17 protein-coding genes are annotated in these 20,128 nt (G+C 62.6%); 14 read left to right on the forward strand and 3 right to left on the reverse strand.

Going from position 1 to position 20,128, the window contains the following annotated elements; translation table 11 throughout:
* Window positions 1-41: 41 nt before the first annotated feature.
* The 6 genes from G7047_RS00215 to ggt all read left to right on the forward strand — a co-directional run bounded on the left by G7047_RS00215 (window position 42) and on the right by ggt (window position 7,712).
* Entirely contained in the window at window positions 42-863 is an 822-nt protein-coding gene (locus tag G7047_RS00215; protein WP_166299599.1) for an IPTL-CTERM sorting domain-containing protein, read from the forward strand.
* 64 nt (window positions 864-927) lie between these two features.
* Complete coding sequence (locus G7047_RS31390; RefSeq protein ID WP_166299601.1) at window positions 928-2,433, forward strand: hypothetical protein; 1,506 nt, start codon at window positions 928-930, stop codon at window positions 2,431-2,433.
* 72 nt (window positions 2,434-2,505) lie between these two features.
* Window positions 2,506-3,096, forward strand: a complete 591-nt coding sequence (locus G7047_RS00225) for a nucleotidyltransferase family protein (protein WP_166299603.1) — start codon at window positions 2,506-2,508, stop codon at window positions 3,094-3,096.
* Between the two features lie 66 nt (window positions 3,097-3,162).
* Entirely contained in the window at window positions 3,163-4,299 is a 1,137-nt protein-coding gene (locus tag G7047_RS00230; protein WP_166311789.1) for an alpha-hydroxy acid oxidase, read from the forward strand.
* Between the two features lie 121 nt (window positions 4,300-4,420).
* Window positions 4,421-5,494: a pirin family protein gene (locus G7047_RS00235; protein WP_166299605.1), complete on the forward strand. Its 1,074-nt coding sequence runs from the start codon at window positions 4,421-4,423 to the stop codon at window positions 5,492-5,494.
* A gap of 253 nt (window positions 5,495-5,747) precedes the next feature.
* On the forward strand, window positions 5,748-7,712 hold the full coding sequence (gene ggt, locus G7047_RS00240) for a gamma-glutamyltransferase (protein ID WP_166299607.1): 1,965 nt from the start codon (window positions 5,748-5,750) through the stop codon (window positions 7,710-7,712).
* Window positions 7,713-7,794: 82 nt separating this feature from the next.
* Here the strand turns inward: ggt and G7047_RS00245 are convergent, their stop codons facing one another.
* On the reverse strand, window positions 7,795-8,007 hold the full coding sequence (locus G7047_RS00245; protein ID WP_166299609.1) for a hypothetical protein: 213 nt from the start codon (window positions 8,005-8,007) through the stop codon (window positions 7,795-7,797).
* A gap of 55 nt (window positions 8,008-8,062) precedes the next feature.
* On the opposite strand from G7047_RS00245, the gene G7047_RS00250 reads away from it, so the two are divergent.
* The 3 genes from G7047_RS00250 (at window position 8,063) to G7047_RS00260 (ending at window position 10,857) form a co-directional block, all read left to right on the forward strand.
* Window positions 8,063-8,284: a hypothetical protein gene (locus tag G7047_RS00250; protein WP_166299611.1), complete on the forward strand. Its 222-nt coding sequence runs from the start codon at window positions 8,063-8,065 to the stop codon at window positions 8,282-8,284.
* Window positions 8,285-8,340: 56 nt separating this feature from the next.
* Window positions 8,341-9,378 carry an MBL fold metallo-hydrolase gene (locus G7047_RS00255; protein ID WP_166299613.1) on the forward strand — a complete coding sequence of 346 codons (1,038 nt, stop codon included), beginning with the start codon at window positions 8,341-8,343 and terminating at the stop codon, window positions 9,376-9,378.
* Window positions 9,379-9,810: 432 nt separating this feature from the next.
* Window positions 9,811-10,857, forward strand: coding sequence for a transporter (locus G7047_RS00260; protein ID WP_240939325.1), 1,047 nt, complete (start codon window positions 9,811-9,813; stop codon window positions 10,855-10,857).
* A 3-nt stretch (window positions 10,858-10,860) separates the two neighbouring features.
* Here G7047_RS00260 and G7047_RS00265 read toward each other — a convergent pair whose 3' ends face one another.
* Both G7047_RS00265 and G7047_RS00270 read right to left on the reverse strand, forming a co-directional pair.
* Window positions 10,861-11,832 carry an amino acid ABC transporter substrate-binding protein gene (locus G7047_RS00265; RefSeq protein WP_166299615.1) on the reverse strand — a complete coding sequence of 324 codons (972 nt, stop codon included), beginning with the start codon at window positions 11,830-11,832 and terminating at the stop codon, window positions 10,861-10,863.
* A gap of 15 nt (window positions 11,833-11,847) precedes the next feature.
* On the reverse strand, window positions 11,848-13,185 hold the full coding sequence (locus G7047_RS00270) for a dicarboxylate/amino acid:cation symporter (protein WP_166311791.1): 1,338 nt from the start codon (window positions 13,183-13,185) through the stop codon (window positions 11,848-11,850).
* A gap of 252 nt (window positions 13,186-13,437) precedes the next feature.
* On the opposite strand from G7047_RS00270, the gene G7047_RS00275 reads away from it, so the two are divergent.
* The 5 genes from G7047_RS00275 (at window position 13,438) to G7047_RS00295 (ending at window position 20,031) form a co-directional block, all read left to right on the forward strand.
* A complete protein-coding gene (locus tag G7047_RS00275) occupies window positions 13,438-14,412 on the forward strand; it encodes a quinone oxidoreductase (protein WP_166299617.1) in 975 nt (324 codons plus the stop codon).
* Window positions 14,413-14,432: 20 nt separating this feature from the next.
* Window positions 14,433-15,365, forward strand: coding sequence for a LysR family transcriptional regulator (locus tag G7047_RS00280; protein WP_166299619.1), 933 nt, complete (start codon window positions 14,433-14,435; stop codon window positions 15,363-15,365).
* A 383-nt stretch (window positions 15,366-15,748) separates the two neighbouring features.
* Window positions 15,749-16,345 carry a (2Fe-2S)-binding protein gene (locus G7047_RS00285; RefSeq protein WP_166299622.1) on the forward strand — a complete coding sequence of 199 codons (597 nt, stop codon included), beginning with the start codon at window positions 15,749-15,751 and terminating at the stop codon, window positions 16,343-16,345.
* 2 nt (window positions 16,346-16,347) lie between these two features.
* Window positions 16,348-18,687, forward strand: a complete 2,340-nt coding sequence (locus G7047_RS00290; RefSeq protein WP_166299624.1) for a xanthine dehydrogenase family protein molybdopterin-binding subunit — start codon at window positions 16,348-16,350, stop codon at window positions 18,685-18,687.
* Window positions 18,688-18,708: 21 nt separating this feature from the next.
* Window positions 18,709-20,031 (forward strand): cytochrome c, encoded by a 1,323-nt coding sequence (locus G7047_RS00295; protein ID WP_166299627.1) that lies wholly within the window; start codon window positions 18,709-18,711, stop codon window positions 20,029-20,031.
* Window positions 20,032-20,128: the final 97 nt, after the last annotated feature.

The following is a 20,128-nucleotide window of genomic DNA, read 5'->3' on the forward strand; positions in this document are numbered from 1 at the left end:
GCGCGCGGACTCATTGATTCCACTATCAATTGAATAAAAAGATGAACAGAGAGCTTTTGTCATTCAAGCCGGAACCGACAGGGGGCGAAACGGTTGCGAGCTGGCGCGTGCCACGCCGGGTCACGGCTACGCTTGCCTGCCTCGCGGGCATGGCCACTGCCGCGCCAATGGTCTACGCTGCGGGCTACACCGTCGATCCCGCAGGCGGTAGCTTTGGTGCCTCAATGGATCTCGACTGCGGCGATCTGGTGGTGAACGGACCCTTCGATGCCACCGGGGCGAGTTTCACGAAAATCGGCAAAGTCATCATCGGCTCGGGCGTGACGTTCACTGCCGCCAACGCGACGCTGGAAGTCACTGTGGGCTGGGAGAACAGCGGCACGTTCAGCGGCGCGGGCAGCATCGTCACGGCAAGCAATGCCTGCGCCAACACCAGCACCACCTTTACCGGCAACACCACGTTCAACGCGCTGTCGGCGACGGTGGCGGGGCATACGCTCAACTTCACGTCGGGCAGCGAGCAGACAGTGACAGGGCAGTTAACGCTCAACGGAGTCACGCTGACCGGACAAGGCGGGACCGCCTACCTCACCTTGCCGACGGGTGGCGGGCAGACCATCGCGAACGTTGGCGTCAGTGGCGTCGACGCGTCGCGTGGACAGCGCTTGGCACCCACAGGTACCAATGTCATCACTGGTGCGGCAGTGAACTGGTTTGGAGTTCCCACGCCAACGACCCCAACGGTCACGAAGCCTGTGCCGGTCACGGGACCGTTTGGCCTTGCATTGCTGTCGGGTCTGCTTGCCGCAGCGGCACATCTGTCGCGTCGCAGATCAGGTACATCGCGTCGCAAGCCCGATTGAACCGCCCCCAAACATTCATTTCGTTTTCGAATTCATTCTTTCGTTTAGGCAGGAATCACTTGTCATGAAAAAAAATATCTCCGTTTCCCGCAAGTTCGCCATCAGCCCCTTGTTGGCAGGTCTCGTGGCACTTGCCAGCACCTATTCCGCACATGCTCAGGTGACCATCTCCGGGGCCAACGGCGTCGCGATCAAGACGCCACAGGGCGCAACCATTACAGGCTTTTCCAATGACGGAAAGGTCACTATTCCGGGTCTCGGACCGACAGGCGGTTATGTCAAGAGCAACGCCGCAGGCGAGCTTTCTGCAGATGCCGGTCCCGCTGGTTTGACGGGAGCCACCGGGGCGACGGGTGCAACTGGGCCGACGGGTGCGACCGGGGCGATTGGATTGTCGGGATCATCTGGTTTGACCGGAGCTACAGGTCCTCAAGGGAGTGCAGGCGCTACGGGAGCCACGGGTCCTCAAGGGAATACAGGCGCTACTGGAACCACTGGGGGCGCTGGCAACAGCGTCTTGCAAGGTACCGGAGCTCCTGCACCCGAACTCGGGAATGTTGGGGACTCTTATTTGGATTCCTCTGGTGGACTTCTGTACCGTAAGGATACCGCGACAACCTGGGTTTCGACAGGTAGCCTGACGGGTGCCACAGGCGTGACGGGTGCAGCGGGTGCCACAGGCGCAACCGGTGCCACAGGCGCAGCGGGTGCGGTGGGTGCCACAGGTGCAGCGGGTGCGGTGGGTGCCACAGGTGCAGCGGGTGCGGTGGGTGCCACAGGTGCAGCGGGTGCAGCGGGTGCGGTGGGTGCCACAGGCGCAGCGGGTGCGGTGGGTGCCACAGGCGCAGCGGGTGCGGTGGGTGCCACAGGCGCAGCGGGTGCGGTGGGTGCCACAGGCGCAGCGGGTGCGGTGGGTGCCACAGGCGCAGCGGGTGCGGTGGGTGCCACAGGTGCAGCGGGTGCGGTGGGTGCCACAGGTGCAGCGGGTGCGGTGGGTGCCACAGGCGCAGCGGGTGCTGCAGGGGCAGCGAGCACGGTCCCAGGACCTCAGGGGGCGCAAGGACCAGCGGGCGCTCAAGGGCCAACGGGTGCGGCGAGTACGGTGGCGGGGCCGACAGGCCCTACAGGGCCGACAGGTGCGCAAGGCCTGCAAGGTCCGACGGGTGCTGGTACAGGGGCGGTGTTCGTTGGGCTCAGTATCAACAGTTCGCTGTCCACAAGTCAAACCAGGTATGTTGGGGTGCACGGGATTGAAACTGCGGTCAGTGAATTCGACGCAATTCCTGTGCCCGTGGCGGGAACGCTCAAAGGTCTGAAGGTTGTCTTGGACGGGGCTCCGAACAACAGCGGTACCGGGGCAAATGCGACAAGAGGATGGGTGTTCACAGTGATGAACGGAAGTACAGCGACGGCCATCACTTGTTCGATTTTGGGTGCCGCGACATCGTGCACGGATGCATCGAACACAGCATCGGTTACAAATGCGTCCATGCTCATGTTGCGTGCGACTCCTACCTCGTCCAATCCAGCCAACAGCAGCGCTGCCAATTGGTCCATGGGCCTTCAATAGACATATGTCCTGAGGCACTGCGTCGGTTGTTCGACGGAGTGCCCGGAAACCTGCGCGTGGCAAGATGGAGGCATGACACCGGCCCTGATTTCCACGCAAGTTTCTGCACGCGACTTCATTCGTATCGCGCGGTGCAATCCCGTCAACGCCTCGCTGCTCTCGAGGCTTCGGTCCTTGGACATTCCGCAGTGCCACCTCACTGCGGGATGTCTTTTTCAAGCCCTCTGGAACACCACGAGCGGCCAGCCTGCAGACCGGGGCGTGAGCGACTACGACATCTTCTACTTCGATGACTCCGACCTTTCCTACGAGGCCGAGGATCGCGTGATCCGGGAGGTAGGGACAGCTTGCGCCGACCTGGACGTGAAGATCGAAGTGCGCAACCAGGCACGCGTGCATCTCTGGTATCCCGAGCGCTTTGGCCGACCCTATCCGCCACTGAAAAGCGCGCGCGACGGAATCGACCGTTATCTTGTCGCCTGCACCTGTGTGGGTGTTGATGTGGCAAGTGGGGAGCTGTATGCGCCGGATTCGCTTGATGATCTGGCAGCCGGGATTCTGCGGATCAATCCGCGCTTTCCTGACCCGGTGCAGTTCCGGCGCAAGGCACTGAGCTATCAGGAGCGCTGGCCTTGGTTGCGGATCGTCGAGAATGAGGGCTGAATCCCGACGGCGACCGACATGAGCAACAGCAGCAGCAACGACAACGGCCAGATCCCACCTTCATCCCTGAACGCCTTGGGCGAGCCGGTGCGGCCCGCGTGGCAGCGCGTCCCGGCGGACATCATGTCGCTGAGCGACTATGAGCGGCATGCGCTGCACCATGTGGAGCGGGCCTCGTGGGCGCACATTGCCTGCGGTGCGGACCAGGAGCTGAGCGTGGCGCACAACCGCGCGGCGTTCGACGCCATCCGCCTCGTGCCTGAGCCGTTGCCCGATCTGTCGGATGCGCACACACGTGTCGATCTGCTGGGAAAGACCCTCCGAAGCCCGGTCTTGCTTGCCCCCGTCGCGTACCAGCGGCTGATGCATCCAGACGGCGAGCTTGCGACCGTGCGCGCCGCAATGGCGATGCAGACGGCGATGATGGTGAGCACGCTCGCCACGCACACCATCGAAGACATCGCGCAGGCGGCCGAAGCGGCACGGCGCGAGCTGGGGCGGGGTGCGCCGCTGTACTTTCAGCTCTACAGCCAGCCCGAGCGCAGCACCTCGTTGAACCTTGTGCGCCGTGCGGAGACGGCGGGGTACGAGGCCGTCGTGTGGACGGTGGATGCCAACATCAAGCGCTCGCGCTTTCCTCTGCCCCCCGGTGTGGAGGCAATCAACCTGCGCGGCAGCCAGCAGCAGCCGACGCAGACCAGTGATCTGACGAGCGAGCACATTTTGTTCGGCACGCCACTGGCCCATCAGGCTCCCGGTTGGGACGAGCTGGTTTGGCTGCGCGCGCAGACACGTCTGCCGCTGGTGGTCAAGGGCATTTTGTCGGCCAGCGCGGCCAAGCGGGCGGTGGAGTTGGGGGCGGATGCCATCGTGGTCTCGAATCACGGTGGGCGTGTGCTTGATGGTGTGGTCTCGCCCATCGATGTGCTGCCTGCGATCCGCGCGGCCGTGCCCGCGTCGATTCCACTGATTGTCGATAGTGGCGTGCGTCTGGGCACCGACGTCGTCAAGGCGATTGCGTTCGGCGCCACAGCGGTGATGGTTGGGCGCCCGCAACTGCATGCGCTCGCCACGGCTGGCATGCTCGGGGTAGCGCACATGCTGCACTTGCTGCGCTCGGAGTTGGAACTGGCGATGGCGCAGACCGGCTGTGCCACGCTGTCTCAGATTTCACCGACGTTGCTAGCCTGCACTGATCGGTGAGGTGTTGGCTCCGTCCAAGGATTTATAGGGTATTGCAATCGTGGATTTAGCCTCTATATTCAATACCTAACCAGTCGCGGATCGAGCAGCGTCCCGCCGCGTTGGGCAAGGAGAAAATACCATGAACGGAGTCAGCAACAACGAGGCACTCATTCTGAGTGCGCAGGCCATCGAGGGGCGCTTGCCGGGGATCGATCCCTTCATCTTTGGTGCCTACCACCAGGATCTCTATCCCAAGGGCAACGGCCAACTGGGCCCCGATCCCGCACTGCTCAAGGGCCGCGACATCGGCATGGACTTCGGCCGTCAGGACGGCTGGAGCATGTACCACGGTGACGATGTGCCGGGCTTTCCCGCCCATCCGCATCGCGGCTTCGAGACCGTGACCATCGTGCGCAAGGGGCTGGTCGATCACGCCGATTCGCTGGGCGCGACCGCGCGCTACGGCGAGGGGGACGTGCAGTGGCTCACTACTGGCGCGGGCGTGCAGCATGGCGAGATGTTCCCCATGGTGCACGAGGACAAGGTCAACACGCTGGACCTGTTCCAGCTGTGGCTGAACCTGCCCGCCAAAAGCAAGATGGTGCCGCCAGACTTCACCATGTTCTGGGCACATGACATTCCGCATGCGGTGCAGACCGATGCGCAAGGACGTCGCTCTGAGGTCGAGGTGATCGCGGGCGATTATGTGCCCGTCGATGCGGCAGCAGCCGGTGGTTCCGGAGCGACGAAGGCTCTGCGTCCTCCGAGCGATTCATGGGCGAGCGAACCTGATGCCGATGTGGCGATCTGGATCGTCCGCGTGGAGCCGGGCGCGAGCCTGACGCTGCCTGCCGCATCGGTCGGAATCAACCGTGCGATCTACCTCACGAGTGGCAAGACCGTGACCGTGGGTGAGCACAAGTTCGATCAGCGCATCATGCTCGTACTGCGCTCCGATCTGCCGGTGCCGATGAAGAACGAGGGCAGCGAAGTGATCGAAGTGCTGCTGCTACAGGGTCGGCCGATTGGCGAGCCGGTGGTGGCGCGCGGACCGTTCGTGATGAACAGCGAACAGGAACTCTCGCAGGCCGTGCGTGACTACCAGCGCACGCAGTTTGGTGGCTGGCCCTGGCCTTCGCATGCGCACACGCATGGCAAGGAAAAGCGGTTTGCCAGGCACCCCGACGGGCGTGTGGAAACACCACGGGAGTGATCGATCCGCTCGCTGAACTGATTTCCCTGCGAGCATCATTGACAAGACTGCAAACGGGCCCCAAGCACGCTTGGGGCCCGTTTGCATTGGGACGGTGATGAATCCAGATTCACCACTTTGGGGCAATCACCGACACAGCTTGCCAGAAACAGCTGATACCGTGTCATGCCGATCCTTGGCTTCCAGTGGCCCAGTCAGCCACCGAAGGGACGCGCTGAAGAAATCCACGATATCGACACAAAAGGAGACAACTATGCAGACAAGAAAATTGTGGCCGCTGGCACCCATGGCCATCGCGGTGCTGCTGGTGGGCTGCAACAGCAGCAACCACCACGACGATGAAAACGAGTTGCGCGTGGACACCGATGCCAAGAGTTGCACGGTGCTCAGCAGCTCGGGCGGATCGGTCGTGGTGGGCTCGGGCGTGACGGGTGACCCTGCAGCGCCCGAAGCGGCGTCCGGATATCGTCTGGGGCTCAAGGCCAAGCAGTCCAACAGCTACATGGCCGTGGCCAACACGCCGCTTGCAAGCAAGGCCGGTTGCGAGGTGCTCAAGGCAGGAGGAACGGCGGTTGATGCAGCGGTCGCCATGCAGGCCGTGCTCGGTTTGGTAGAGCCGCAGTCGAGCACGATTGCGGGCAGCGCATTCATGGTCTATTACGACGCGAAGACCAAAAAGGTCGTCGCCTACGACGGCCGCGAATCCGCACCAGCGGCGGCCACAGGCTACTACCTCGCGCGACAGGATCAGGCCGATCCGAACTCGTCCGCGCCCGTGCCATCGGCGCGTCGCAGTGGCCGCTCGATCGGCGTGCCGGGCGTGCTGCGCATGCTCGAGATGGCGCAGAAGGAGCATGGTCGACTCGCATGGAATGGTCTCTTTGATTCGGGCATCAAGCTTGCGGATGACGGATTCAAGATTCCGGGGCGGCTGGGCGATGCGATCAAGAGCAATGCCACCAGTCTTGCACTCGACTCTAACGCCATGGCCACCTATTTCAAGGCCGATGGAACGCCGCGCCTGACCGGCGAGGTGATGACCAACAAGCCCTATGCGGCCACGCTGCGTACCATCGCCAGCAAGGGGGCGGACGGGCTGCATACCGGCGACATCGCGAAGAATATCGTCGCCAAGGCAGCGCAGTCGGTGGGTGACGATGCGGCGAAGACGCCCATCACCCCGAGTCTGATGACGCTCGACGATCTGGCAAATTACAAGGCCAAGAAGCGTGATCCGGTCTGCGTGAACTACCGCGGCACTTACCATGTGTGCACCATGTCGCCACCCTCGTCGGGCGGCATCGCCATTGCGCAGGGGCTGGGCATTCTGAGCCAGTTCAACATGGCGCAGTACGCACCGATGAATCCGACCAACGAGGGCGGAGTGCCGAGCGTGATGGGCGTGCATCTGCTCACCGAAGCCGAGCGCCTCGCTTACGCTGATCGAGACAAGTACGTGGCCGATACCGACTTTATTCCGCTTCCTGGAAGTGGCGTCCCCACGCTGCTCAATGCGGACTACCTGAAAGCCCGCGCCGCGCTCATCAATCCCGACAAGAGCATGGGCACCGCGCAGGCGGGCGATCTGGGAACCGTGCCGCTCGGTGTGGACAAGACCGTGGAGCATGGCACGACGCATCTGTCGGTGGTCGATGCGTATGGCAACGTGGTGTCGATGACGACGACGGTGGAGTCCAGCATGGGCTCGTTCCACATGGTCAACGGCTTTTTGCTGACCAACCAGCTCACTGACTTCTCTGCAGCGCCGGTGGATTCCGCAGGCACGCCGATTGCGAACCGCGTCGCACCCGGCAAGCGCCCGCGCAGCACCATGGCACCCACGCTGGTGTTCAAGGGCGACAAGCCCGGCGACTTCGTGATGGCGACGGGTTCACCTGGCGGTGGTGCAATCATCCAGTACGTGATGAAGACCGTGGTCGGCGCGCTGGACTGGGGGCTCGATGCACAGCAGGCCACCTCGCTTGTCAACACGGGCGCATCGAATAGCGCGACCACGGGCATCGATGGCTCGAATACGTCGCTCGATCTGACGGCGCTGGTCGACGGCCTCAAGGCCAAGGGTCACACAGTGAACACGGCTGCGCAATCGAGCGGTGTGGCCACCATCATCCGCGTGACGAAGGATGGCAAATCAGTGCTGCAGGGTGGTGCCGATCCACGGCGCGAGGGGATTGTTCTGGGAGACGGCGCGCTGTAGTTCGGGTCTGATCGTCAATTCACAATGACAACAGGGCGCTTTGTGCGCCCTGTTGTGCTTTCTGCCGGGTGACTCTGCCGTGCTATTCGAACAGCTGCCTGCAGATGTTCTTGCCCGTGGTGGTCAGTTGAAGGCTACCGCCTACCCACTCCAGCCAGTGCAGCAACACCAGATCGTCAATCACCACATCATCGATTTCATTGGCGCGACGCTTTTGAAGCAGTTCAGCCACTTGCGGCAGTACGCCGCGCAGCGTTTCCCGCCGGGCCTGCGGGACGGAGGACACTTGGTTCATACGAGCCCTTCTTTCATCTTGCGAACGGAAATGAGAAATCAGCCTACTCGCTTGCGTGGCGCAGCGCATCGGGGAAGCACTCGATGCGCGGCACGTGGAACCTCAAGTGCAGGCACCGATGATCCTTCACAGGCAAGCAATCCATTTTGCTGGATTTGGCCGGGCTTGCAAGCTGAATTTCGGGCGTCTGCCCGCCCTGCAAGAGTGCACGTCAGCCCTCTCGACTGAAATGAAGGTGACAGCGGTTGTTTTTCGTAAAGCTGAATTCGGCGCATGATGTGCAGACACCACGAAGTGGACGACACCACCCCGACAGTCACAGGAAACCCACAGATGCCGCAAACCAATCTTTCTTACCCGATGGAGGCCCCGGCTGCAGGCCACTGGCGCGAAGTCTGCAAGGGTGTCTACTGGCTGCGCCAGCCGATGCCGATGGCACTCAACCACATCAACGTCTGGTTGCTCGAAGATGGAGATGGACTCGCGCTGGTGGACACCGGGCCGCGTACCGAGGAAACCGTGGAAATCTGGACCCGGCTGCTGTCCGCACCGCCGTTCAATCGCAAGCTCACGCGCGTGTTTGTCACGCACATGCATCCCGACCATGTGGGGATGGCGGGCTGGCTTACGCGGCGCTTTGGCGTGCGGCTGTGGATGTCGCGGCTCGAGTATCTGAGCTGCCGGGTGACAGTCTCCGACATGAACCGCGAGGCTCCCAAGGATGCAGTTGACTACTTCCATGAAGCAGGCTGGCCCGATGCTGCCATCGAGAAGTACCGCGCGCGCTTCGGTGCGTTCGGCAAGATGATCTACACGCTGCCCGACAGCTTCCAGCGGCTTTCGCACGGGCAGAACATCCGCATCGGCGAGGGTGACTGGCGGGTGGTGATCGGGCGTGGTCATTCGCCCGAACATGCGTGCTTGTACAACGAGAAGGACAAGCTGCTGATCTCGGGCGATCAGGTGCTTCCACGCATTTCGTCCAACGTGTCAGTGCATCCGCTGGAGCCCGCGGCAAATCCCATGGCCGATTGGATGGAGTCGCTCGACTGGCTGGAGAAGAACATTCCCGATGACGTGCTGGTGATGCCTGCGCACGACGAGTGTTTTCACGGCCTGCATGCGCGTCTTTCGCATCTGCGCGAGAGCCAGCACAAGTCGTTCGACCGCTTGCGCGAGGTGCTCTCGCAGCAGCCCATGCGCGTGGTGGATACGTTCGCCGCGTTGTTCTCTCGGCCCATCGATGCCAGTTCCACTCACTTTCATCTGGCCACCGGCGAGGCACAGGCCTGCCTGAACTATCTGTTGGAGCGAGGTGAGATCAGTCGCACACTCAAAGATGGCGTTGCATGGTATGCAGGCTCCACTTGAGTCCCCATCGAAGCCCAGGCGGAGGCGTTGATATCGCCTCCGCCTTTGCCGCTGCGCGGGTTGCAGCCGCAACTCTCGCGCCTCTCCCACCTCCCCTTTTCATCATCAATTCTATTGAATAAGTGTATTTGATAGTGTTGATGAATCAATGCATTTTGGTGCATTCACTATGTTTCAATGTGCAAGCATGTGTAGTTGAAGCCCTTTGAACGTGATGCCCCATGCCGCACTGCAACTGTAGGGCGCGAGCAACTGCTGTCATGAAAATGTCACATGGTGCGTCAATGATGCAGAGTTTCCATCGCACGACATGACACTCAGCCCCTCACCCCGCGCGCCTCTCGGATTTGCCCATCGCCCCCCCGGTTGCGGAGTCTGTTGGTTTTTTCAAACACAACACGATGCGATGCGCTCTGAGGCAGGGGAGTCGGCGTGAGTGACGCGTTGTCGGACAGGCCGCTCGCCGCACCGGATGCCGGACTGATCTGCGGTTGGCGATTCTTTCAAGGCTCAAGCGAACCTGCGCAACCGGTTACGGCCACCGAAGCAGCGGCGTGGCTGGCATCGCATGGTGACGAGAACGAGTTTGGACAGAACAAGGAATTTCTCTGGCTGCATTTCAATCTCTCCAACGCGCTCTCACAGCGCTGGCTGGAGCGGTATGCCGCGTTGCCGGACACCTTCTTCGAAGCGTTGCAGGAGGGCTTGACATCGACACGCATCGAGCGCGCAGACGACTGGCTGGTCGCGGTGCTCAACGATGTGAATTTCGAGTTCAACTTCGAATCCGCTGATCTGGCGACGCTGTGGATTGGCGTGAATGACAAGCTGGTGGTATCTGCACGCTCCAAGCCGTTGCGCTCAGTTGACGATTTGCGTGCGGCGGTGCGCGGCGGCGACAGTCCCGCTACGACGGCCGAGCTTCTGGAGCACCTGATGCGCACGCAGGCCGATGTGCTCGTGAAGGTGGTGCGCGAGACGACGACGCGTGTTGATCGCATCGAGGACGCGATTCTTGCGCGCAGCTTTGATCATCCGCGCGCGCAACTCGGCAAGCTGCGGCGATTGCTGGTGCGGCTGCAGCGTCTGCTTGCGCCGGAGCCTGCAGCGCTGTTCCGCTTGCTGCAGCGCCCTCCGGCCTGGATGAGCGAGGATGATCGCCAGGGACTTGCAGCGGCTAGTGAAGAGTTCTCGCTGATGCTGCGCGATATGCTGACATTGCAGGAGCGCATCAAGTTCCTGCAGGAAGAGGTGGCCGCCGCCGTCAATGAGGACAACGGCAACAGCTTGTTTGTACTGACCGTGGTGACCGTGCTCGCGCTGCCGATCAACATCCTCGCGGGCCTGTTCGGCATGAACGTGGGCGGCATTCCGCTCGCGCAGGATGAGCACGGCTTCTGGATCGTTGTGTTCATCGTGTTCGCGTTCACCGCGATCGCCGCATGGCTTGCATTCCGCAGAAGGCGGCGCGAGCGCTGATACTCACTCCTTCTGCGTGGCCGCAAGACTTTCCAGGATCACTTCAAGCTGCGGGCTCATGGGCAGGTTCAGCGTTTGCCCCGAAGGCAGCTTGCGCTGGAACCAGCGTCGGTACTGGCGCTCGATCTCGCCATCGGCGGCCAGGGCTTGGAAAGCATCCGTGACGAGCTTGGCGAGCTGTGGATCGTCCTTGCGGAACATCAGGCCATACGGGTCGTAGGAGAGAAAGTCTCCCACCACCACATATTGACTTCGCCCATTGGGCGTTTGCGCGATCAGTCCGTAGAGCAGCACGTCGTCGGTCGCGAACGCATCGGCTGCGCCGCTGGTGACCTGCGCGAACGATTCGGCATGGTCGCGCATCGACATGATCTGCAGGTTCAGTTGGAAGCGCTGCGACAGATCACCCAGTGTCTTCTCGTTGGTCGTGCCCGAGGTGACCGCTACCTTCTTGCCTTTGAGCTGGGTGTAGTCGCGCACCGGCGAGCCCTTGCGCACCAGCAGTTTGGTGCCCGCGACGAAGAAGGTCGGCGAGAACGCGACCGTCTTCTGTCGCTCACGGTTGTTGGTGGTGGAGCCACATTCGAGATCGGCCTTGCCCGAGGTGATGGCCTCGAATCGCGTGGCCGAGGTGACCGGAACCCACCGGATTTCCAGCGGTTTGTGCACCGCGAATTGAACGGCCTGAACCAGCGATTTGCACAGTTCGATGGAGTAGCCAATCGGCTTACCGCGTGCATCGAGGTATGAGAACGGCACGGAGCTGTCGCGATACGCAATCGCGATGTGGCCAGACTCCTGCACCTTGGCGAGCGTGCCGCTCAGGTTGACCGGAGCGATGATGCCGCTGAGCCATGCGCTGCTGGCGGCGGCTGCGGCATCCTGCGAAGGTGTCTGGGCCAGCGCGGCTGTGCCGCAGGCCAGCAGAGTGGTCAGGCATAGCGCTGTACGACGAAGTAGAGCATGGTGGCGCATGGGTAGCCTCCGCCATCAGGCCACGTCAGGCGTGGGCAGAGGTTGGGCTTCGCGCGCGGCTTCCGCGTCGAGCTTGCGGGCATGCGCTTCGGCTTCGCCTTCGGGCAGCAGTTCGCCCTCCCACTTGGCAACTACGGCCGAGGCGATGGAGTTGCCCACTGCGTTGGTGGCGGAGCGGCCCATGTCGAGGAAGGTGTCCACCCCGAGAATGAGCAGCAGGCCGGCCTCGGGAATGTTGAACTGGTTGAGCGTTGCGGCAATGACAACGAGCGATGCGCGCGGCACGCCTGCCATGCCTTTGGAGGTCAGCATCAGGATCAGCAGCATGGTGATCTGGGTGCCGAGCGGCAGGTGGATATCGTAGGCCTGCGCAATGAACAGCGTGGCGAAGGTGCAGTACATCATCGAGCCGTCGAGATTGAACGAGTAACCCATCGGCATCACGAAGCTGGAGATCTTGCGCTTGACGCCAAAGCGGTCGAGCGCATCAAGAATCTTGGGGTAGGCCGCCTCGGAACTGGCCGTGGCGAACGACAGCATGAAGGCTTCCTTGATGAGCACGATCAGCTTGAAGATGCGCGGGCCGAGGAACACGAAACCCGCACCCACGAGCAACGACCAGAGCAGGAACAGGCCGAGGTAGAAGTCGCCCATGAACACGGCGAACTTGAGCAGGATGCCGAGCCCATTGACGGCCACGGTGGCAGCCATCGCAGCCAGCACTGCCAGCGGTGCGAGCTTCATGACGTAGCCTGTGATCTTGAGCATCACATGCGAGAGCTCGTCGATGGCGGCAACCAGCGTCTTGCCCTTCTCGCCAAGCGCGGCGAGGGCCACGCCGAAGAACATCGAGAACACCACAATCTGCAGGATTTCATTGTTGGCCATCGCTTCGGCGAACGACTTGGGGATCAGGTGACTTACGAAGTCTTTGAGCGTGAATTTGCCCGTTGCCAAGTTGGCCGACGCCCCGATATCGGGCAGAGGCAAGCCAAGGTTGTGGCCGGGCTGCAGCACGTTGGCGAGGATCAGGCCCAGCACCAGCGACACCAGCGACGCGGTGACGAACCATGCCATCGCCTTGAGAAACACGCGCCCCACAGAAGCCGCATCGCCCATGTGGGCGATGCCGACCACCAGCGTGGAGAACACCAGCGGGCCGATCAGCATCTTGATGAGCCGAAGGAACACGTCCGAGATGATGGAGATGTAGCCTGCGATCTCTTTGGCTGCATTTTTGTCGGGGAAGTTGGCGAAAACCATCCATCCCATCAGAATGCCGAGGACCATCGCACCAAGGATCAGAAACGCTGCGGGGAGCTTCTTTTTACCGGAGGGAGACGTAGCGGACATGGCTGTCATGACGTGCCTTTCGCGTGCCTTTCGGTGGCTATTGATGTTGTATTTGAATCCCCATAATGTTGACGAGCGTCCAGATTGTCCATCTGGTTTCTACCTAGCGGAAAGTGCTTCCCTGCAGGCCTTGTCACAAGATTGCTGCATGTGTTGCAGCATTCAACTGCAGTCAACCAGATTGCTTGCGGTCATCCCCCTGCGTAACCTTGTCATATCAATTTTTCAGCAACGATGCGGAGTGGTTTTGACATGGCGACAAGAGTGCGAATCGATGTGACAGGTGGTCCCGAGGTCATGCAGTTGGAAGCGGTGCAGGTGCGGGCACCGGGCCGTGGCGAAGTGTGGCTCGAGCAGTCGGCGATCGGCGTCAATCCGCTTGATGTGCTGCAGCGCAAAGGCGGCGCGCCACTGTCGCTGCCGTCAGGGCTGGGACTCGAAGGCGCGGGTGTGGTGGCGGCCGTTGGCGAGGGCGTGACGAACGTGCAAGTCGGTGAGCGTGTGGCCTATGCGACGGGGCCGGTCGGCGCATATGCCAGCGGGCGTCTGTTTCCGGCAGAACGACTCGTCCAACTGCCGGATTCGATCAGCCACGAAGACGCAGCGGCCGTGCTTTTCAAAGGCATCACGGCGCAGTATCTGCTCAAGACGACGTATGACGTGCGACCCGGATCGCGCGTGCTGATCTACGGTGCGGCAGGTGCGGTGGGGCAGTTGATGTGCGCGTGGGCAAGACATCTCGGTGCTTTCGTGATCGGCGTGGTCTCCAATCCCGAGAGCGTTGCGCGAGCAGAGGCTGCGAGCTGCCACCATGTGCTGGTGTTCGATGCCGAGCGCATGGCCGTCCAGGTGAAGGAGTTGACGGACGGCGCGAAGATGGATGTGGTGTATGACCCCATTGGTCGCAACACGCTGAACGCATCGCTGGACAGCCTGCGCCCGCGCGGGCTTCTGGTGTCGTTTGGCGCGACTTCGGGTGTGCCTGCGCCGATTGAAGTGGCGACGCTCAATGCCAAGGGCTCGCTTTATCTCACGCGCCCCTCGCTGGCCGCGCACACCGCCACCGCTGCGGAGTACCAGCAGCGCGCGCAGGACGTGCTGGATGCGGTGGTGCAGGGCGTGATCACGCCGCACGTGTGGCACCGCCATGCGCTGGGCGATGTGCGGGCTGCGCATGAGGAACTCGAGCAGGGACGCTCGCAAGGTGCGATCATTCTCACTTCTTGAACGACCACCGCGATGCCCCCATGTTTGCCACCGACAGTCAGCATGCCGATGAACTGGCCACCCTGCTCGCCCTTGCGGAGAAGGGCACGTTCGTGGCGGCGGGGGATCTGCTGCAGCGCCATCCCTCGGTGCTGACCAAGCGGCTCAAAACGCTCGAGCACCGCCTTGGCGTGCGGCTGGTAGAGCGCACCACGCGCAGGCTGCATTTGACGCAGGAGGGCGAACGCCTTGTGCAGCGGCTGCGCGAGGCTCAGAGCCTGATTTCGGAAGCCGAGGCGGAGGCCAGTCAGGGGGCGGTGCAGGCGCGTGGGCGCCTGCGCGTGTCCATCCCGGCGGCGATGGGGCGACGCGTGCTCGCGCCCATGCTGGCGGAGTTTTCGCTCGCGCATCCCGAGGTGGTGCTGGAGCTGGAATATGCCGACCGTATGGTGGACATCGTCGGCGAGCGATTCGACGCCGCCATTCGTATCGGCAAACTGGCCGACAGCCGGTTGGTGGCCACCAAATTGAGTGAACATCAACGCATCCTCTGCGCGGCGCCGGTCTATCTCAAGCGCCATGGAAAGCCGCGACAGCCCAATGATCTGGCCCGGCACAACTGTCTGGGCTTCACCGGCTTCATCTCGTATCCCGAATGGAAGCTGATGCGCGGCGAGGAGTGCGTCACCTTGACCGTGAACGGCAGCATGATCAGCAATGACAGCGAAACGCTGCTGACTGCCGCGACGTTGGGCGTGGGAATCGTTGGGGGTGGAAGCTGGCTTTTCAAGCCTGCGCTGGCAGACGGGTCCCTGGTGCAGGTGTTGCCGCAGTGGCAGCTCAATGCGGATACGGGCATCTACTTTTTGCGGCCCTCGGCCCAGTTCAGTACGGCCGCGATGACGGCATTCCGGCAATGGGTGGTGGACTGGTTTGCTGCCGGGCAGAATAGCAAGGCGGCACGCGCCAGGTGAGCGCTTTCAGAAATCGAGAGAAGCTGCTGAAGGATTGAAAAAGGCCGCGTCTGCTGATCAGGCTTGGCGCGCAGCCCGCGCGCCATCTCGCTTTCATCCATAAAATGAATTTCATGACGGGCCCATGCCGCCCGTTGGCGAAGACCTTCGAGACAAGTCTCTTTCGCTGCGCGTGAGTTTGTCGATTCAAGCGTCAGCGAACTGCCGCGTGCGCCGCGTTCGCCTTCTCGTTCGCTTTCTGTCTGCCGCCTCTGGCAAACACCACTTCGCAAACTTGGACTACAGGTTCTGTAGGAATTCGCCGCCTCTTGCGGCCAGCGCGCGAAGCAAAAATCAAACCTCCCGGGATGACCCACGACATCCCAGAAGTCAGGAACTACCACATGAAATTCATCTTGAACGAGCAGCCGGTCGAGCTGCAGGGCGTCGCTTTGGACACGCCCTTGCTCTACGTGCTGCGCAACGACATGCAGCTCAACGGTCCGAAATACGGCTGCGGCCTCGGCGAATGCGGTGCCTGCTCGGTGCTCATCGACGGCAAGGTCGCGCGTTCGTGTTCGATTCCTTTGAGCGTCGTGGAAGGCGCGCATGTCACCACGCTCGAAGGTCTTTCGCCTGCAGCGACGGCGGCGGCCAAGGCCGGTGTGGCGCAGGATGCGCAGTTGCAGATGCTCGGTCAGGCGGCCATCGAGGCCAGCAACGCGGCCAAGCCCGCAAGCATTGCCCCTATCACGCTGCACCCCGTGCAACAGGCATTCATCGAAGAGCAGGCCGCGCAGTGCGGCTACTGCACCAACGGCATGGTGATGGCGCTGGTGGCGCTGTTCGACAAGCAACCCACGGCCAATGACGAGCAGGTCAAGGTGGCGCTGTCGGGCAACCTGTGCCGCTGCGGCACCCATGTGGAAATCATGCGCGCTGCGGCGCGGGCCCGCGAGCTGATTGCGCAAGGCGGCAACAAGGCAAAGGGAGCTGTGTGATCATGAAAAATGACATCAACAACAACCTCAGGCTTCCGATCCAACTCACCCGCCGTCAGTTGTTGAAGGCAGGCGGTCTGGTGATGGTGGCATCAGCCACTGCGACCCATCTGTTCGCGCAGAACACGGCACCTGCCGCTGCACCCGCTGCCAAGGCTTTTCCCGTGCCTGCGGACAACCGGGTGAATACCTTCATCGCCATCGGCACGGATGGCCAGGTGACGGCATTCTGCGGGCACGTGGATCTGGGTACCGGCGTTCGCACCGCGCTCGCGCAGATGGTGGCCGATGAGCTGGACGTGACTTTCGAGCAGGTCACGATGGTGCTGGGCCACACGTTCAAGACGCCCGACCAGGGTCCGACGATTGCGAGCGCGACTATCCAGGTGACCGCCAAGCCGCTGCGTCAGGCGGCGGCGCAGGTGCGCGAGCAACTGGTGGCGCTGGCCGCGCAGAAGCTCGGTGTGCCAGCTACGGCAATCACTACGCGCGATGGCGTGGCGCATGCGGGTGGCAAGCAGACGGGTTATGGCGAGCTGGTGCAGGGCCAGAATCTGGAGCTGCCGCTCAACACCGAGACCGTGCTGCGCAAGCCGAGCGAGTACAAGCAGATGGGCAAGTCGGTTGCGCGTGTCGATATCCCGAACAAGGTGCTGGGTGCGCTCACCTATGTGCACGACCTGCGCCTGCCCGGCATGGTGCATGCGCGCGTGGTGCGTCCGCCGTATGCGGGTGCCGATGCGGCAGCGCCGTTTGGCAGCGCGCTGGTGTCGGTCGACAAGGATTCGGTCAAGCATCTGCCGGGCATTCTCAGCGTGGTGGTGCAGGGCGATTTCGTGGCCGTGGTGGCCGAGCGCGAAGAGCAGGCCATCGCGGCCATGCGGCAGCTCAAGGTGCAGTGGAAGGAGTGGGCGGGGCTCCCCGATCTGTCGCTCGCCGGTCTGCACAAGACGCTGACCGATCTGCCCAAGAAGGACCGCGATCTGGTGGTGGAAGACGGTGCGCTCGACGCCATCAAGGACTCCGCCAAGGTGATCGAGGCCGAGTATGTGTGGCCGTATCACATGCACGCTTCCATCGGCCCGTCGTGCGCAGTGGCACGTGTGGCGGATGGCAAGGCCGAGGTCTGGTCCGGCACGCAGAATCCGCACGACATGCGCAAGGACGTCGCCAAGCTGCTCGACATGGACGTCGACGCGGTGAACATTTTGCGCATGGAGGCCTCGGGCTGCTATGGCCGCAACGGTGCCGACGATGTGAGCGCCGATGCCGCGTTGCTCGCCAAGATTACCGGCAAGACGGTGCGCGTTCAGCTCATGCGCGAGCAGGAACATGCGTGGGAGCCCAAGGGCACAGCGCAGCTGATCCGCGTGCGCGGCGGTCTCGATGCACAGGGCCATGTCACGGGCTACGATTTCAAGACCTGCTACCCGTCGAACGGCGCGACCGTGCTTGCGCTGCTTCTGACCGGCAAGGTCGAGAACAAGGCCGTGGTGCAGGAGATGGGCGACCGCACGGCAGTGCCGCAGTACGAATACCCCAAGCGCCACATCATCAGCCAGGACGCCGCACCGATTGCGCGCGCTTCGTGGATGCGCGGCGTGTCCGCGCTGCCCAATGTGTTTGCACACGAATGCTGGATTGACGAGTGCGCCTACGCGGCTGGTGCGGACCCGATTGAATACCGCCTGCGCTATCTGAAAGATCCGCGTGCCGTGGCGCTGGTTGAGGCCGTCAAGAAGCAATCGAACTGGCAGGCAGGCCGCGCATTCCGCAGCCCGGCGCCCGCAGGTGAGCGCCTTGCAAAGGGTCGCGGCTTTGCTTACGCGCGCTACTTCCACAGCAAGTTTCCGGGCTACGGCGCGGCATGGTGCGTGTGGGTGATCGACGTGGTCGTCGACCGCCAGACCGGCAAGGTCAGCGCCGAGAAGGTTTTTGTGGCGCAAGACACAGGCGCGATGGTCAACCCGGCTGGCGTGCGCCATCAGGCCCACGGCAACATCGTGCAGTCCACGAGCCGCGTGCTCAAGGAATTCGTCACCTTCGACAAGCAGGGCGTGACGGCGCTGGAATGGGGCGGTTATCCGATCCTGCGATTCCCCGAGCTGCCAGAGATCGATCTGCAACTGGTCGAGCGCCCCGAAGAAGCGCCGATGGGCGCGGGCGAGTCGGCCTCGGTGCCGAGCGCTGCGGCGTTCTCCAACGCGATCTTCGACGCGACCGGCGTGCGCCTTCGCGAAGTTCCATTCATCCCCAGCCGTGTGCTTGCCGCGCTCAAGAGTGCGCCCGCCGCGTCCTCGGCACCGGCCGCCAACGCTGCAGCCCCGGCTGCGAGCCAATAAGAAAGAAGGGGAGCACACATCATGCGTACCTTGAAGAAACTGTTTTTCATCGTGCTGGCGCTGCTGATCATCGTGATCGGCGGCTTCTTCGCGTTGACCCACCAACCCGCCATCGAGCCCGCAGCCCAACCGGCGGCAGGCAGCTTCGCGCCACAGCAAATTGAAAAGGGCAAGCTGCTGGCCGCCATGGGCGACTGCGCGGTCTGCCACACAGCCCCGGGTGGCACGAAGAACACTGGCGGGCTGCCCATTGCCAGCCCGTTCGGTACGATCTACACGACCAACATCACGCCCGATGCTGACACCGGCATCGGTGGCTGGTCGTATGAGGCGTTCGAGCGCGCCATGCGCCATGGCGTGAACCGCGACGGCCAGTACCTGTACCCGGCGTTTCCCTACACCTCGTTCACCCACGTGACCGACAAGGACATGAAGTCGCTCTACGCCTATCTGATGACGCAGCCCGCCGTGAAGCACCAGCCGCCGAAGACCGCGCTGAATTTCCCGTTCAACGTGCGCCCCGGTATCGCCGCGTGGAACTGGATGTATTTGAAGAAGGGCCCGCTGCCGGAAGACGCGACCAAGCCGCCCGAGTGGAATCGCGGTGCCTATATCGCCGAAGGTCTGGGCCACTGCAGCGCCTGCCACACGCCACGCGACCAGTTCGCGGGTGAGAAGGGCGGCTCGGAAAAATTCGCGGGCAGCACGCTCGATGGCTGGAGCGTTCCCGCGCTCACCTCGAAGACCAGCGCGCCCATGCCCTGGACGGCCGATGATCTGTATGCCTACTTTAAGCACGGCTTCTCGCCGCGCCACGGATCGGCAGCAGGGCCGATGGCGCCGGTTATCCACGGCCTGTCGCAGCAAAGCGATGCGGACCTGAAGGCGCTTTCGAGCTACATCATGTCGTTCAAGGATGCGAACGCGCAGCCCGGCGATGCCGAGGCCTTCGTCGCGGGCAAGTTCAAGGAGTCGAAGTTTGCACTTGACCACGATGGCTACCGCCTGTTTGAAGGCGCCTGCGCAAGCTGCCACAGCGATGCGACCGGCGTGAAGGACAGCATGTTCGGCGTGCGCCCGCAACTGGCACTCAACACCAACCTGTACTCCGACTCGCCAAACAACGCGGCGCTGGTGGTCCTGAACGGCATTCAGGAGGCCGCAACGCCGACGATCGGCACCATGCCGGCCTTCCGCCACAACCTGAGCGACGCGCAGATCGCCACGCTGCTCAACACCATGCGCGAGCAATACGGCCTCAAGCCCTGGGCCGATCTGCCCGCGCAAGTGGGCAAGCTGCGCAGGGATACGGCACCCAGCGCGACGCGGTTGAGCGCGCATTGACGGCGCTCTGAGCCCGCTCTGAAACCTGCATTGAAGGGCAAGGCCGACCTCGTGTCGGCCTTTTCGTTGGTGTCGCTGGCAGGTAGCTGAAATCGGT

Origin of the sequence: Diaphorobacter sp. HDW4A (assembly GCF_011305995.1) — a bacterium.
Classification (GTDB): Bacteria; Pseudomonadota; Gammaproteobacteria; order Burkholderiales; family Burkholderiaceae_C; genus Diaphorobacter_A.